General features: G+C 65.5%; 15 protein-coding genes. 8 read left to right on the top strand and 7 right to left on the bottom strand.

All coding sequences use genetic code 11. From position 1 onward, the window contains the following. Positions 1-157 precede the first annotated feature (157 nt). Positions 158-943 carry an IclR family transcriptional regulator C-terminal domain-containing protein gene (locus HCU76_RS10790; protein WP_213953586.1) on the top strand — a complete coding sequence of 262 codons (786 nt, stop codon included), beginning with the start codon at positions 158-160 and terminating at the stop codon, positions 941-943. Between the two features lie 16 nt (positions 944-959). On the opposite strand, the gene HCU76_RS10785 is transcribed toward HCU76_RS10790, so the two are convergent. The 3 genes from HCU76_RS10785 to aroC form a co-directional block, all read right to left on the bottom strand. Continuing rightward, on the bottom strand, positions 960-1784 hold the full coding sequence (locus HCU76_RS10785) for a phytochelatin synthase family protein (protein ID WP_218509223.1): 825 nt from the start codon (positions 1782-1784) through the stop codon (positions 960-962). A gap of 88 nt (positions 1785-1872) precedes the next feature. After that, a complete protein-coding gene (locus tag HCU76_RS10780; RefSeq protein ID WP_218509222.1) occupies positions 1873-3063 on the bottom strand; it encodes an MFS transporter in 1191 nt (396 codons plus the stop codon). 6 nt (positions 3064-3069) lie between these two features. Beyond that, the gene (gene aroC / locus HCU76_RS10775; protein ID WP_218509221.1) at positions 3070-4188 is read right to left on the bottom strand and encodes a chorismate synthase; all 1119 of its coding nucleotides are present in this window, start codon (positions 4186-4188) and stop codon (positions 3070-3072) included. A 382-nt stretch (positions 4189-4570) separates the two neighbouring features. Here aroC and HCU76_RS10770 point away from each other — a divergent pair, with 382 nt between their 5' ends. The 5 genes from HCU76_RS10770 (at position 4571) to HCU76_RS10750 (ending at position 7501) form a co-directional block, all read left to right on the top strand. Next, positions 4571-4765: a hypothetical protein gene (locus tag HCU76_RS10770; protein ID WP_213953582.1), complete on the top strand. Its 195-nt coding sequence runs from the start codon at positions 4571-4573 to the stop codon at positions 4763-4765. A gap of 116 nt (positions 4766-4881) precedes the next feature. Further along, positions 4882-5193 (top strand): hypothetical protein, encoded by a 312-nt coding sequence (locus tag HCU76_RS10765; RefSeq protein ID WP_213953581.1) that lies wholly within the window; start codon positions 4882-4884, stop codon positions 5191-5193. 82 nt (positions 5194-5275) lie between these two features. After that, positions 5276-5698 (top strand): cupin domain-containing protein, encoded by a 423-nt coding sequence (locus tag HCU76_RS10760; protein ID WP_213953580.1) that lies wholly within the window; start codon positions 5276-5278, stop codon positions 5696-5698. 164 nt (positions 5699-5862) lie between these two features. After that, positions 5863-6777, top strand: a complete 915-nt coding sequence (locus HCU76_RS10755) for a DUF2167 domain-containing protein (RefSeq protein ID WP_218509220.1) — start codon at positions 5863-5865, stop codon at positions 6775-6777. A gap of 7 nt (positions 6778-6784) precedes the next feature. Next, a complete protein-coding gene (locus HCU76_RS10750) occupies positions 6785-7501 on the top strand; it encodes a site-2 protease family protein (RefSeq protein ID WP_218509219.1) in 717 nt (238 codons plus the stop codon). Between the two features lie 90 nt (positions 7502-7591). Here HCU76_RS10750 and HCU76_RS10745 read toward each other — a convergent pair whose 3' ends face one another. Beyond that, a complete protein-coding gene (locus tag HCU76_RS10745; RefSeq protein ID WP_218509218.1) occupies positions 7592-8866 on the bottom strand; it encodes a porin in 1275 nt (424 codons plus the stop codon). A 375-nt stretch (positions 8867-9241) separates the two neighbouring features. Here HCU76_RS10745 and HCU76_RS10740 point away from each other — a divergent pair, with 375 nt between their 5' ends. Both HCU76_RS10740 and HCU76_RS10735 read left to right on the top strand, forming a co-directional pair. After that, positions 9242-11152, top strand: a complete 1911-nt coding sequence (locus tag HCU76_RS10740; RefSeq protein ID WP_218509217.1) for an adenylate/guanylate cyclase domain-containing protein — start codon at positions 9242-9244, stop codon at positions 11150-11152. Between the two features lie 122 nt (positions 11153-11274). Then, positions 11275-12174 (top strand): dienelactone hydrolase family protein, encoded by a 900-nt coding sequence (locus HCU76_RS10735; RefSeq protein WP_218509216.1) that lies wholly within the window; start codon positions 11275-11277, stop codon positions 12172-12174. Positions 12175-12224: 50 nt separating this feature from the next. Here the strand turns inward: HCU76_RS10735 and cydX are convergent, their stop codons facing one another. Genes cydX through HCU76_RS10720 form a run of 3 tightly spaced genes read right to left on the bottom strand, consistent with a single transcriptional unit; the run spans position 12225 to position 15149 of the window. Continuing rightward, the gene (gene cydX, locus HCU76_RS10730; protein WP_213953574.1) at positions 12225-12371 is read right to left on the bottom strand and encodes a cytochrome bd-I oxidase subunit CydX; all 147 of its coding nucleotides are present in this window, start codon (positions 12369-12371) and stop codon (positions 12225-12227) included. Between the two features lie 18 nt (positions 12372-12389). Next, on the bottom strand, positions 12390-13544 hold the full coding sequence (gene cydB / locus HCU76_RS10725; RefSeq protein ID WP_213953573.1) for a cytochrome d ubiquinol oxidase subunit II: 1155 nt from the start codon (positions 13542-13544) through the stop codon (positions 12390-12392). Between the two features lie 3 nt (positions 13545-13547). Beyond that, positions 13548-15149 carry a cytochrome ubiquinol oxidase subunit I gene (locus HCU76_RS10720; RefSeq protein WP_218509215.1) on the bottom strand — a complete coding sequence of 534 codons (1602 nt, stop codon included), beginning with the start codon at positions 15147-15149 and terminating at the stop codon, positions 13548-13550. Positions 15150-15163: the final 14 nt, after the last annotated feature.

Here is a 15163-nt window from a genome sequence, read left to right as displayed (position 1 = left end):
TTCCGTTTTCGGGCATCGCTCGCGCCGCGAGGGGGTCTGCCCGGACTTTAACGGCTGGAAAGCGATGGTCATCCACTTTTCAACTCGTTCGTGCGATCATCGATCCGCCCTACGCGATCATCATCCGCTTGCCGGGGTTTCACCGAGGAGACGCTCGATGGCAAAAGAAGAAGACCAAGCCCCCGCCGGCCTCGAAAAACGCGACTGGATCGCCGGCCTCGAACGCGGCATCAGCGTGATCGAAGCCTTCGACGACGCCAACCCGCGCCTCACCGCCAGCCAGGCCGGCCAGCGCACGGGCATGACCCGCACTGCCGCTCGCCGCTACCTGCTCACGCTGCAATACATGGGCTACGTGGCCAGCGACGGCAAGCTGTTCTGGCTCACGCCACGCGTGCTGCGGCTGGGCCAGTCGTACCTGGAATCGGCCCGGCTGCCGCGCATCGTGCAGCCCTTCCTGCAGCGCATTTCGGCAGGCACGCACGAGGTCGTCTACCTGAGCGTGATGGACGGCGACGAGGTGGTCTACATCGCCCGCAACGGGCCCAACCGCAACATGAGCACAGGCTATGTGTTGGGCGCACGCGTGCCGGCGCAGGTGACAGCCTCGGGCATGCTGATGCTGGCCTTGCGCAGCGACGCCGAGCTGGACAGCTGGCTTGCCACGCATGAACTGGCGGTGTTCACTTCGCACACCATCGCGAGCAAGGAGCGCATGCGGCTGGAACTGATGCGCATCCGGGCGCAGGGCTGGTCGCTGTCGGAGCAGCAGCTCGACCTCAACTCGCGCGGCATCGCGGTGCCGCTGCGCGACCGCCGCGGCGACCTGGTCGGCGCGCTGAACATCACGATGCCGATGGGCCACGAGGGCAGCGAGGATGCGGTGAAGCGGGTGCTGCCGGTGCTGCGGGAGACAGCGCAGGCGATGCGGAACCTGATTTAGTGGCCTGCGGACAGCTTCAGGGCCCGTTGACCACCACGTAGCCGCGGTTCTCCACCGTATCGAAGGTGCGCATGGCCTTGACCAGCGTCGCCGTCGGTATCCACGCCCAGCCCGCCGCGGCCGGATTGACATCGAGCACGAGGAAGGAATCCGACGCGGCGTCGTAGGCGCCCAGCGGCGAGATGTGGCCTCCGCCCTTCTGGCCCACGGCTTCGCGCCGGTAGTTCACGATCACATAGTCGCCGCTGCGCGCGAGGTTGCCGGCCATGTCGGCGCGGATGGACTGCTCTGGCAGCGAGTCGTCGACGACGACGGCCCGGGTGACGAGGCCGTTCCCGCGCAGCATCGCGTCGAACTGGCGCAGCTGGTAGCCGAAATCGCGCACCTCCTTGCCGCCCACCGTGACGGGCTCGCCGAGCACTTGCGCGCGCGTCTTCGAGCCCTTGTCGATCACGAGATCCTGCGTGAAGCGCGGCACGATCGGATCGGCGCCGGGCGGCATGAACTGCACATCGTCCTTGCGCAGGCGGGTGTGGTCCCGAGGCACATCGGCGCCGCGGCCGTTCACCGTGTTGAGCACGATCGCGGCCGAGGTGGGCCCGCAGAACGCGCTGTTGTACTGGGCTTCGAACTGGTTGGCGAGCGCCGCGAAATCCGCCTTGGCGCGCGAGCGGGCCAGTCGCGCCACGCCTTCGTCGGAGGCGAAGAGGACCAGCGCAGGTGATGCATTCGCCGAAGCACTCGTCGCGGCCGCGTTCGTCGCGACATCCGTGGCACAGGCCGACAGCAGCGCCGCGACGGAGAGCAATGCAGCACTGGCGAGGGTTCTGATCCGGGACACGGCGGACTCCATGGTTTGGGGCGGGCGGCCCATTGTCATGGACTGCGTCGCAGCGCGCACGAGCGGGGTGAATGCAGCCCGACGCCGGTCAGGCAAGCGCAGGGCTCGCCGACCGACGCTCGATGCGCTCCAATTGCCAGGCGCAGCCGGTGGCCAGCACGCACAGCAAGGTCGCGGCGCCGAACATCGCGTCAAAGCCGAACCGGCTCGCGATCGCGCCTCCCAGCAGCACCCCCGCCACGCCACCGATGCCGTAACCCACCACGGTGAACAGCGCCTGCCCCCGCCCGCGCAGCCGGCCAGGGAAAAAGTGCGTGACCATCGCGATGCAACTGGTGTGGTGCGCCGCAAAGCTCAGCGCATGCAGGACCTGCGCCAGCGCGATAGCCCACAGCCACTGGCCGCCCGCACCGGTAATGGCCATGCGCAGCGCGCCCACGAAGCCGCAGACCACCAGCCAGCGCGCCATCGGCATGCGCGAAATGAACCGCCCCTGGCAGAAGAACCATGCGATCTCCCCCACCACCGACATGGCCCACAAGAGCCCGATCATGGCCTTGCTGTAGCCCAGCGAATCCAGGTACAGCGACAGGAAGCCATAGACCCCGAAGTGCGCCATGACATGCAGGCACAGCGAGGCCAGGAACCAGCGCACTGCCGGCTGCCGCAACACCTGCCCGATCGGCGGGCGCGCCTCGTGCGAGGCGGCCGGCGGCTCGCGCATGTCCGGCAGGCGCCAGGCCGACAGCAGCACCAGCGCCAGCGTCACCCCCGCCCATGCCGGAAAGTGCCGCATGCCGAAGCGCTCGAACCATTCGCCCGCGATGAACACCGTCACCAGGAATCCGGCCGAGCCCCACAGGCGGATGCGCCCGTAGCGCCCCCAATCGCCGGCCACCAGGTGCGCCATCGCCGCCTCGGTGAGCCCCATCATCGAACTGGTGTGCGTGAACAGCAGCAACAGCACCAGCGCGATCCACCATGCACCGCCCTGGAACCAGAGCCCGAAGGACACCGCCAGCGCGATCGCCGCGCTGATGCGCAGCAGCCGCACCCGTTCACCCGTGTGGTCCGACAGCGCGCCCCATGCATACGGCGCGAACACCCGTGTGAACGACTGCACCGCCGCCAGCAGGCTGATCGTGAAGATCGGCAGGCCCTGGTCTTTCAACCACAGCGGCAGATAGGGGTTGAAGAAGCCGATGTGCGCGAAATAGCTGGCCGACAAGGCCGCGAACGCCAGCAACTGGCCGCGGCTCGCGCCGCCCGGCGCCGTCACCGCCGCCTACAGGAGCGAGGATTGCGGCGCGGTCGCTTCCCTGGTCGCGGGCCTGTCGCTCGCGCCCACGTCGCCGTTCTGCGCGCGATTGCGCAGCGCATGCTCCATCACGACCAGCGCCAGCATGGCCTCGGCAATCGGCGTCGCGCGAATTCCGACGCACGGGTCGTGCCGGCCCTTCGTGATGACTTCGACCGGCTGGTTGTTGACGTCGATGGACTTGCGCGGGCTGATGATCGAGCTGGTCGGCTTGATGGCGATGCTCACTTCCAGGTCCTGCCCGGTGCTGATGCCGCCGAGCGTGCCGCCCGCGTTGTTGCTGTCGAAGCCTTCCGGCGTGATCGAGTCGCCGTGCACGGTGCCGCGCTGCGTCACGCTCGCGAATCCGGCACCGATCTCGACGCCCTTCACCGCGTTGATGCCCATCATGGCGTAGGCGATATCGGCATCCATCTTGTCGAACAGCGGCTCGCCCAGGCCCACCGGCACGTTCGACGCCGTCACGCGGATGCGGGCGCCGCAGGAGTCCCCGGCCTTGCGTAACGCGTCCATGTAGGCCTCGAGCTGCGACACATCGGCGACGGGCGCGAAGAAGGGGTTGTTGGGCACGTGCTCCCAGCTCTCGAACGGGATCACGATGTCGCCGATCTGCGCCATGCACCCGCGAAACACGGTGCCGTATTTCTCGGCCAGCCATTTCTTGGCGACTGCGCCGGCCGCGACCATCGGCGCCGTGAGCCGTGCCGACGAACGCCCGCCACCGCGCGGGTCGCGGATGCCGTACTTCTTCCAGTAGGTGAAGTCGGCGTGGCCAGGGCGGAACTGCTGGGCGATGTTGCCGTAGTCCTTGCTGCGCTGGTCGGTGTTCTGGATCAGCAATGCGATCGGCGTGCCGGTGGTCTTGCCTTCGTAGACGCCGGAGAGGATCTGCACCGCATCGGGCTCGTTGCGCTGCGTGACATGGCGGCTGGTGCCGGGGCGGCGGCGGTCCAGGTCGCCCTGGATGTCGGCCTCGCTGAGCGACATGCCGGGCGGGCAGCCATCGATGACGCATCCGATCGCAGGGCCATGGGATTCACCGAAATTGGTGACTGCGAAAAGGGTGCCGAAGGTGTTGCCGCTCATGGCGCGGGATTATCCCAACAAACGCCCTGCGCCCTCCTTCGACCGCGCGGCGGACCGCGAGCAGTCGCCGATGCAGCTTTCGCGCAACACAATTGCAAACCAAATAGTTAACAAAGAGTAACATCGCGTACTACTTTTAGTGCAATGGCGATGTAGGCGAATCGGCCGATCGAGGCATTGAAAGATGGCGGATCCCACCATAGGACGTTGAGACAAAGCACCCGGGGCCCCCGGCAATCGAAGCGAAGTTGCCCGGCTCGAGCGACTCAAAACGTACGGATCAGTTGTTTAAAGTAGGTATCGCAGGGAGGCTCTGAGGCTGACAGAACCAGCAAATGGACGGCCAGCTAACGCCGCGAAGGCGGAAACGGATTGCTACGAAATGATGAGCGCTACCAGCGACATGGGCATTGCCTTCAGTCAATGGCAGGAATTGACGGATGCCTATGCCAGGCAGATCGACGCCCTGGCGCGCCGGATGCCCGGCGCAGCGGCGGAAGTTGCGCGGCTGGCCCAGGCCATGAAGCAGCACGAACTCGCGTTCCGCGAGTCGCCGTGGGCCCTGCTGCCCGCATAGAACGGCGCCAGTACGCTTGATCTAGGTGCGTGGCCATACGGCGTATGGACACGAATTCACCCCATGAATACCTTTGATATCGGTCGAATGACGACCGTCCTCGAAGGTATTCATTCATGCAACCCCATCTCCAGATCCGCTGCATTCGTCCCCAGGTCTATGCGTACAGCCTGAGCGCCAGCGCCGATTCGTTCCTGCACACCGAGACCACGCTCGAATCGCTCGAACGATGCCTCTGGGATGCTTGCGATGCGTTGGGCCACTACTTCTCCAGTGTGCAGATCAGCCTCGAAGGACAGCCGCTGGGCAGCTACGGTGTGGCATTGGTGCAGCGCAATGCACCCGCGCTGGCGCGACAGTTGCGCGAGCGCTTCGTCATGGCGCGCGAGCGCCAGGCCCGCCCTCTTTCGATCGTCGGCCAGGCATAGGCGCCCTCGATTCGGGCGTCCTCTCGGGAATGGTTTTTGCATGCTGCGGCGCAGCATCAACCATCTCCCAGAGGAGTGCCCCATGCTGGACCGAACCGCCACCAAGTTCTCGCACGTCAAGCCCGGTGACACGCAATTCGTCTCCGGCGGCTTGCGCGACTTCTTCCTGTACCGCGACCTCGGCGTGGCCGAGGCCACCAACGGCCAGGTCATCGCGCACCTGGTGAAGGCCAACATGCCACCGGAAGGCGGCACCGGTTGGCACCGACACGAGGCGGACTTCCAGATCGTCATCATGATCAAGGGCTGGGCGCGCTTCATGTACGAGGACAAGGAAACCCTGGTCGAGGCGGGCGACGTGGTGCACCAGCGTCCCGGCATCCGGCATTTCCTGTTCGACTACTCGCCGGACATGGAATACCTGGAGATCGTCTCGCCTGCGGATTTCAAGAGCATCGACGTCGAGCCTGCAGCCGCGGTGCCACCGTCGACGCCGTGGAAGTGACGCTTATTTTGCTATCAGTTTGATAGCTGTCTACCATTGTGTGACGGACTTCGCGGTCTTAATTCACGATCTAATGACAACGTATTCCCAAGGCTGATCCAGCCGCGGCGCAGGCCCCTAGACTCGGTGGCTGACACAACAACCGAGCACTCCGAGGGAACATCATGCGTCTGCACCCGACCCGCCTCGCCGCGGGTTTTCTTTTGACCTGCGCGGGCATCGCCTATGCCGCCACCCCTGCCACCGCCTCTGCCGCCGCCCCTGCCGCGAACACCAGCCCCGAGGCTGAACAAGAGGCTGCCTATGCCGCCGCCAAAGCGTCCAGGCAACTGGGCCCGGCCAACATCGGCGTGAGCAACCAGGCGCACCTCCAGCTGCCTGCGGGCTATGTGTGGGTGCCGGTGCCGGCCGCTGCGCAGTTGATGCGCAGCATGGGCAACCGCGTCGACGACAGCTTCCAGGGCTTGGTGTTTCCCGCCGAGCAGAGCGGATGGTTCGCCAGCGTCCGCTTCGTCAAGGAGGGCTACATCAAGGACGATGACGCGAAGGAATGGAACGCGGCCGACCTGCTCAAGAGCCTCAAGGAAGGCACCGAGGCAAGCAACGAGGACCGCGTGAAGCGCGGCATCACGCCGATGGAAGTCGTCGGCTGGGCGCAGGAGCCGAGATATGACGCAGGCACGCACCGCCTGGTGTGGTCTGCCCTGACCCGCGACAAGGGTGGCAGCACGCAGGACCAGGGTGTGAACTACAACACCTATGCGCTGGGCCGCGAGGGCTACATCAGCCTCAACCTTGTCACCGACGCGCGCGACATCGAAAAGCACAAGCCGGAGGCGAACAAGTTGCTGGGCGCGCTGCAATACGACGACGGCAAGAAATACGCCGACTTCAACAGCTCGACCGACAAGGTCGCGGCCTACGGCCTGGCCGCGCTGGTCGCCGGCGCGGCGGCCAAGAAGCTCGGCTTGCTGGCGGTGCTCGCGGCCTTCGCGGCCAAGTTCGCCAAGGTCATCTTCGTGGCCGGCGGCGCCGCGCTCTGGGGCTTCACCAAGATGTTCCGGAAGAAGGAAGGCTGAGCCAGTCGTGCTGAAGCTGCTGTTCCTGCTGCTGTCGGCCGGCAAGCTCGGCAAGGTGCTGCTCACCGGCGGCTCGATGCTGGTGTCTGTCATCGCCTATGCCTTCGTGTTCGGCTGGCGCTATGCGGCGGGCTTCGTCGGCCTGATCTTCGTGCACGAGATGGGCCACTACCTCGCGGCGCGCCAGCGCGGGCTCGAGGTGAGTGCGCCGACCTTCATTCCGTTCGTCGGCGCATGGATCGAGTTGAAGGACCAGCCGCACGATGTCGAGACCGAGGCATGGGTCGGCTTTGCCGGCCCGCTGCTCGGCAGCCTGGCCGCGCTGGGCTGCTACTTCGCGGCGCGCGAGACGGGCAGCCAGTTGCTGCTCGCCCTCGCCTATGCAGGCTTCTTCCTGAACCTGTTCAACCTGATCCCCCTGTCACCCTTCGATGGCGGACGCATCACCGCGGTGCTCACGCCGCGCGTGTGGCTGGTCGGCGTGCCGGTACTGGTCGCGATGTTCTTCTGGCGTCCGAGTCCGATGCTGATCCTGATCGCCGTGATGGCCGCGCCGCAGGTGATGAAGGCCTGGAAGTACGACCCGAAAGACCCGGCCAACCAGCAGTACTACGGCGTCAGCACCGAGACCCGCCTGACCTACGGCCTCTACTACCTCGGCCTGCTGACCTTTCTGGCCATCATGGCGCACGACACCCACGACATGCTGGGCGCCATCCATTGAGTTGATGCGCCGTCCACCTGAGCGTTGATGGATCGGAGCTTCCGCATCGAGATACAGCTCGAATTTCAGCGGGCGTTGGCCCGCGCAGGTTCAGAAGGCGTGGCGGATACCGAAGTCGTAGCCCATCACGTGATCGGCCTTGTACCCGGAACCCGTGGTGAAGTAGTTGTTGGTGAAGAGAGGAAAAGAGTTGCCGACGGGAATGATGAACGCAGCACCGTTCTTTTCCTTGACATAGGCACCCGTCACGTAGAGTGCCGTGCGCAGCGACAGGTTGTGCACATAGCCGATCGCGAACTTGCCAGCCGCTGGGTCCGAACCAGTCGCGGCCAGGATCGCAGTGGTACCCGTCGGCGGCGACGTGAAGTTCAGCTTGACGTGCGAGTAGGCCACGCGGATAAGGCCAACGCCGACCGGCATGGTTGCGCCGAGCAGGTAGCCGTCGCCCTTGTAGTCGCCCGTTCCGACGGGCGGCGGGAACACGTACTCGTTCTTGTTCTGGGTGCGAGAAATCTCACCGAAGAGCTTGACGACGCCGAAGTCCCATGAAGCGCCGAGGTTGGTGGTCACTACATTGGTGGTGAGGCCCTGGTTGTAGTTGTCGCCAGTGACGCTTTCGCCATAAGAGGCTGCCACGTCCAGCGGGCCGTAGCCATAGCCGAAGCGGCCGCCGACGTAGCGGCCAGCGCGTTGGGTGTTGGCCGCCGCAGGGGTCGTGTTGCCGGGGTCGTACTTGACGGCCTCGTTGAACGCGTACATCGCCTGGCCGTAGAAACCGCCGAGGTCCGGCGGCAGGAAGTAGCCGATGCTGTTCGACGCACGAGTGGCGTTGGGGTTGCCGAACAGGCCGCGGTTCAAGCCACCGAAAGAGACGGTGCGGGGACCGTTGTTCATCACGTAGACCTGACTGGCGCCAACGCCAGTGGTGCTGAACGGACTGAACACATCGTCGTTCCAGAACGTGGGCACGTAGTCGCGGCCGAGGCGGATCTCTCCGAAGCTGCTGCTCAACAAGCTCACGGTCGAACGACGATTGAAGGCTGCAAGCCCGATAGCGCCATCGTCATTTGTCATGCCGGCTTCGAGCCAGAAGCCTATGGCGACGCCACCTCCGAGGTCTTCCGTCCCACGGAACCCGAGGCGGCTCGCGTTGTAGCCGCTGCTGGTCATGGACCACTGGCTCTGATGCTGGTCGGGCGCGCCAACGAAGTTGAGACCGGGCGTACCGGGAATGCCAACGAACGAACTCGTCGTCTGGATGTAGGTGACGGCCGTGTCGACCACACCGAACATGGTCAGGGACGACTGAGCCGAAGCGACTCCGGCAGCAGCCAGGGCGGCCAGGGACACCAGGGATTTTTTCATCGCAATCTCCTCCATGGTCAAACACAGCGCTCCGGCGCAAGGGGCTCAGCGTGACGCACCTCTTTTCTTTCGCTCCCCCGGACCTCGGGTCAACCTCCTCTTGGGGAGTTGCCGCTATTGCACCAGACGCGCCGCGTCAGGGCAAAAGATTTCGCGCCAAGTCGCCTGCTGTCCGGACGTTCTGTTGCCACATTGAAACCCTCTCGCGGAATCCATCCCTCGACGGCGTTTTGCGGCCAAGAGGGAGGCGCGCATATCCGCTCGCAGATTTCAGGTTTCCTCCCACGTTCTGGGGAGGAAAAGGCCACAAATTCCGGTCCATCGGTTGACAATGGCCGTCGCTAGTCCCTGGAGTTTGCCCGCCCGCGATCAGACATGCAGACCGACATCCGACATCGACTGTTGGCCATCCTGGCCGCGGATGCGGCCGGCTATTCGCGGTCGATGGCACTCGACGCGATGGGCACGCTGACCGCATTGGACGAGGCCCGCCAGGTCTTTCGCACGCATGTCGCGCTGATGGGCGGGCGCGTCGTGGACACCTCCGGCGATTCGGTGCTGGCCGTGTTCGACACGGCGGTGGGCGCAGTCCGCGCTGCCGTCGCAGTCCAGGATGAACTCGCTTCCCGATCGAGCAGCCCGCCTGCACAACTCCAGTTGCAGTTCCGCATCGGCATCCACGTCGGCGACGTGATCGAGAAGCCCGACGGCACGGTCTACGGGGATGGCGTCAACATCGCGTCGCGCCTGCAGGCGCTGGCAGAACCGGGCGGGCTGGTCGTGTCGCACGCTGTCGAGGAACTCTCGTCCGACCAGACGCGCGCCAACTTCGAGGATATCGGCCTGCAGCAGGTGAAGAACATCACCAAGCCCGTAGGTGCATTTCGACTGGTGCATGCCACCGCGCCAGCGTCCAGCGCACCCGCAGCGCTGGCCTCGCCGCGTCCGCGCGCTCCACGACGCCACTGGCGCTGGATCGTCACCGGCATCGTGGTGGCCTGCGCCATCGGTGGCGCCACTGCAACGTGGCAATGGCAGCGGCATGCCATTCCGCCGATGAACATCGACGAAGAGGTCATCAACCGGCGCGCGCTCGCCGTGCTGGCCTTCAACGACCGGCGCGGCAAGACTGCCGGCTCCACGCTGGCTGACGACATGGCGGACGCCATCGGCGCTCAACTGGAGCGCGCGGGCGTGCGGGTCATCGAACGCGGCGCCACCCTGCAGCAGGATCCCGCTGCGCCGGAATTCGAGCGCATCGGCCGGGAGCAGTCGGTGCGGTTCGTGCTGGGCGGCCGTGTCGTGCGCGATGGCAGCACCGTTCGGGTGGCTGCCAACCTGACCGAAATCGCCACTGGCGCCGTCTACCGCCTGTACGAAGCCGAGTTCAAGAGCGATGAAGAAGCCGTGCGTTCCCCCTATGGGCGGGACGTCGCCAACGCGCTGACGGCGCGCTACTACGAGATCGAAGGCGTGCGGGCCAGGCTGCCCGGCCATGAGAAGGATCCCGTCGATGCCATCGTGCTGGCCTGGCACGACCTCGACCGCGGCAACACCGCCGAGGACCTGGAACGCGCGCGCGAGCGCTTCGAGTTCGCCGCGCGGGTCGACCCGAACTCCGTCGACGCCTGGATCGGCCTTGGCGTGACGCACCTCGTGGGCTTCTATAACTTCTTCAGCAAGTCCCCGCGCGACGAACTCGATATCACCGAAAAGGTACTCAAGCGGGCACTGGACCTCGGTCCGGCCAACTCCCAGAACCTGTCGGCGTGGGCCGAGATGCTGTCTCTGCGGCAGCGCCCCGACGAGGCGTTCTGGATCTGGCAACGCAGCTTCGAGGTCAGCCCCGACGACCCGGGTGCCCACCTGCGCATGGCCATCGCGCTGGTGCGGCAAGGCCGCTTCGCCGAAGCGCAGGAACACATGGCCAGGGCGTCCAGCCTCCAGGCCTACCAGACGCGGGCGAAGCAATGGCTCATCCAGTGCCGGGCCGACGCAGCCTTCGCACAGCAGCATGACGACGAAGCCTACGAGATCCTGCGCAACTGGGCGGCCGAGTTCCCCAACAACGGCCGACCCTATCTCATGCTCGCGGCGATCGATGCCTTGCATGGGCGCAAGGCATCGGCCGCAGCCAACATGTCAAGGCACCGCCAGTTGCAGCCACTGAGCAACATCGCTTACGTGGTTCTCACCTACCCGTCGACGGACCCCGGCTTTCTCGCGCAACGCGCGCGGCTGGTCGAGGGACTTCGAATGGCAGGACTCCCGGAGGGCAGCAAATGACTCGGCTCCGTTCGACACTTCGCCATGCGGCAGCGCTGGCCATTGCGGCGCTCTTCTGCGTCGCGGCCTGCGCGCAACAAGAGCCGATGGCGACTCCGCCGGGTAGACCCTCGCGCGCGTGGATGCAACTTCCGATGCCCTATGCGCAGCCACAAGGCGGCACCCTGGTCAGCTTCAAGTCCCCGCGCGCGGGCGGGCAGGAACTGGAGATCAAGGCCGTGGTATTCAAGCCGCCTGGCGAAGCCAAGGCGGCCGTGGTCATCGTCAATGCCGCGGACGGCTGGAGCGACGTGCGCGAGGGCCACTACGCCCGGTCCATCAGTTCCGCCGGCTATACGGTCCTGGTGATCGACACCTACGGCGCACGGAGCGTGAAGTCCACTTCAAACGACAACACCGCCATCAGCCTCTACGAACAGATGCGCGACGCCTTTGCTGCCAAGCGCTACCTTGTCTCCCTTGGCTACCCCGCCGACCGGATGGCGCTCATGGGATCCGGACGCGGTGGAACCGTGGCCTTGCTCGCCGCCGACCGAACATTCCTGCCTTCGGAAAAAGCCGACCGCTTTGCACTCGTGATGGCCGTCGGGGCCACATGCTTTCTCCACCCGCGGCAGCCCAAGCCAAGCGCCCAGGTGTTCATCGCGATCGGTGACAAGGACGACGTGACAGGCGTCAAGCCCTGCGAAACGCTCGGGAGCGAATACACGGCGGCAGGTGGCAGCAGCCTGGTCAAGGTCTACTCCGGTGCAACCACGGCATTCGACGGCGACCCGAAAGACCGCGTCATGTACCGCAACCCGACCATCGAAAGCCTGGCCAACTGCAACGTGGTGGTGGAACCCGACGGTCGCTTCAACTATGACGGCAAGACCTTTGCCGAAACCGACCCGGCCGCGCTGTTCCCCGAGATGCGAAAGAGCTGCATCAAGCCCGGCGCCTCGATCTACACCAACGTCACCCAGAAGGCCAACGTCACGCTCGACCTGATCGACTTTCTCGACGCCAATTTCCGCCACTGAACGGCCGCGTCGATTGCTGCCGTTGCGCTCAGCTCACTACATGCAATCGTCTACAGCCGCTCCTGCCCTTGCGGCCCTTCCGGCTCCAGCGTCGCCTTGCGAATCGCCTCGTCGTCCATCAGCTCGTACCACATGGCATTGAGCACCGCGAAGGCCGCCGCCAGCGGCAGCCCGAGCATCCACGAGAAGTACCACATCAATCGTCCTTTCAGGGTTCAGTAGGCATGACCGCGCTCTTCGCGGATCGCATCCTCGTCCACCTTGCCCCACAGCACGTGATAGACCCAGCTCGTGTAGGCCAGGATGATCGGCAGGAAGATGCAGGTGGCCACCAGCATGATGAACAGCGTCAAGTGGCTCGATGAGGCGTCGAACACCATCAGGCTGGCGCGCGGCTCCAGGCTCGACGGCAGGATGAACGGAAACATCGACGCGCCCACGCTGAGGATGATGCCCGCGATGCCGAGCCCCGAGCACAGCAGCGCCAGCCCGCCGCGCCGCGCCATCAACGCGAGCAGCGAGCCGATGGCCCCCACGAAACCGAGCACCGGCGCGACCAGCGCCCAGGGGTGGGCCGCATAGTTCGCGAACCAGGCGCCGGCCTGCACCTGCGCCGTCTTGAGCATCGGGTTCGACGGCCCGAGCATGTCGACGGCGCTGGTGACGCGATAGCCGGTCATCACCGTCAGCAGCAGCACGCCGGCCAGCGCATACAGCGCCACCGTGAGCAGCGCGGCCAGCATGCCCAGCGAACGTGCGCGCTCGGCCACCGCGCCATCGGTCTTGAACACGATCCAGCCGGCGGCATGCATGGCCAGCATCGCGACCGACACCAGGCCGCACAGCAAGGCGAACGGATTGAGCAACGCGAAGAACGTGCCTTCGTAGAGGATGTGCATGTCGGCCGTGAACCGGAACGGCACGCCCTGCAGCACATTGCCGATGGCGACGCCGAAGATCAGCGAAGGCACCAGCCCGCAATAGAAAAGCACCCAGTCCCAGCGCGTGCGCCATGCGGGGTCGTCGCGCTTGCTGCGGAACTTGAAGGCCACCGGCCGCAGGATCAGCGCCGTGAGGATCACGAACATCGCCAGGTAGAAGCCCGAGAACGACACCGCGTAGAGCTGTGGCCAGGCCGCGAAGATGGCGCCGCCGCCCAGCACCAGCCACACCTGGTTGCCTTCCCACACCGGCCCCACGCTGTTGATGATCACGCGGCGCTCGATGTCGTCGCGCCCGGCGAAGGGCAACAGGATGCCCGTGCCCAGGTCGAAGCCGTCCGTCACCGCGAAGCCGACCAGCAGGATGCCCAGCAGCAACCACCAGATCATGCGCAGCGTGTCGTAGGCCAGGAGTTCGTGAAGGATCATGATTCAGCTCCCTGCGGCGAAAGGCCTGGACGGGTTGCGGCCGAAGCCGCGCATCACATCCCCCGCCAACGGCGGATGCTCGTCGAGCGGCCCCTTGCGGATCGCCTTGAACATCAGCTTCAACTCGATGACCAGCAGCACGGTGTAGATCGCGACGAAGCCCAGCAGCGTGATGAGCAGCGTCACGGCCCCGAGGTTCGATACCGCCAGGGCCGTCGGCAACACGCCTTCGATGATCCACGGCTGCCGCCCGAACTCGGCCACCATCCAGCCCGCCTCGGCGGCAATCCAGGGCAGCGGGATCGACCACAGCGCCACCTTGAGCAGCCATGCGTGCCGGTCCAGCCGCCGGCGCGCCGACAGCACGAAGAAGGTCGCCGTCAGCAGGATCAGGAACATGCCGATCCCGACCATCACGCGGAAGGTCCAGAACAGCGGCGCGACCTGCGGCACGGTGTCCCAGGCTGCCTGGCGGATCTGCTCGGGCGTGGCCTGGCGCGGGTCGTCGACGTAGCGCTTGAGCAGCAGCGCGTAGCCCATGTCCGGCCCGTTGAATTCGAATGCGTCGCGCACGCCCTGTGTCACCGCCGTCGTGCTGCCGGCGTCGCGGATCTGCTGCAGCGCCTCGTAGGCCTTGAGGCCCGCCGTGATGCGCACCTCGGCCCGCTTCACCAGTTCGTCGATGCCAGGAATCACGGTCGTGAGCGAGCGCGTGCCGATCAGGCCCATCACCGCCGGAATGTGCACCGCATAGTGCGTTTCGCGGGCCTCCTGGTCGGGGAAGCCGAAGGCGGTGAAATGCGCCGGCGCAGGCACGGTCGTCCACATCGCCTCGATGGCCGCGAGCTTCATCTTCTGGTGCTCGCTCGACTGGTAGCCGCTCTCGTCGCCCAGCAGCACGACAGACAGCGAGGCCGCGAGGCCGAAGGACGCGGCCACCGTCATCGAACGCCTGGCAATCTCGACGTGCCGGTTGCGCAGCAGGTACCAAGCCGACACGCCCAGCACGAAGATCGACGCGCAGGCATAGCCCGCCGACACCGTGTGCACGAACTTGGCCTGCGCCACGGTGTTGGTCAGGATCTCGTAGAAGTCGCTGACCTCCATGCGCATGGTCTTGGGGTTGAACACCGCGCCGACCGGGTTCTGCATCCAGCCGTTGGCAATCAGGATCCACAACGCCGACAGGTTGGTGCCCATGGCCACCGCCCAGGTCGTGACCAGGTGGCCGACCTTCGACAGCTTGTCCCAACCGAAGAAGAAGAGCCCGACGAAGGTCGCTTCCAGGAAGAAGGCCATCAAGCCTTCGATGGCCAGCGGCGCGCCGAAGATGTCGCCGACATAGTGGCTGTAGTAGCTCCAGTTCATGCCGAACTGGAACTCCATCACCACGCCCGTGGCCACGCCCATCGCGAAGTTGATGCCGAACAGCGTGCCCCAGAACTTGGTGATGTCGCGCCAGATCACGCGGCCCGTCATGACGTAGACCGTCTCCATGATGGCCAGCAGGATCGACAGGCCGATGGTCAGCGGCACGAACAGGAAGTGATAGAGCGCCGTGGCGCCGAACTGCAATCGCGAGAGTGCGACGATGTCCATGTCCATGGGACGCTCCTCGT

Origin of the sequence: Variovorax sp. dw_308 (assembly GCF_019207085.1) — a bacterium.
Classification (GTDB): domain Bacteria; phylum Pseudomonadota; class Gammaproteobacteria; order Burkholderiales; family Burkholderiaceae_C; genus Variovorax.
The sequence above is the reverse complement of the archived record's forward strand: the minus strand, read 5'-3'. Positions and strand labels throughout refer to the sequence as shown.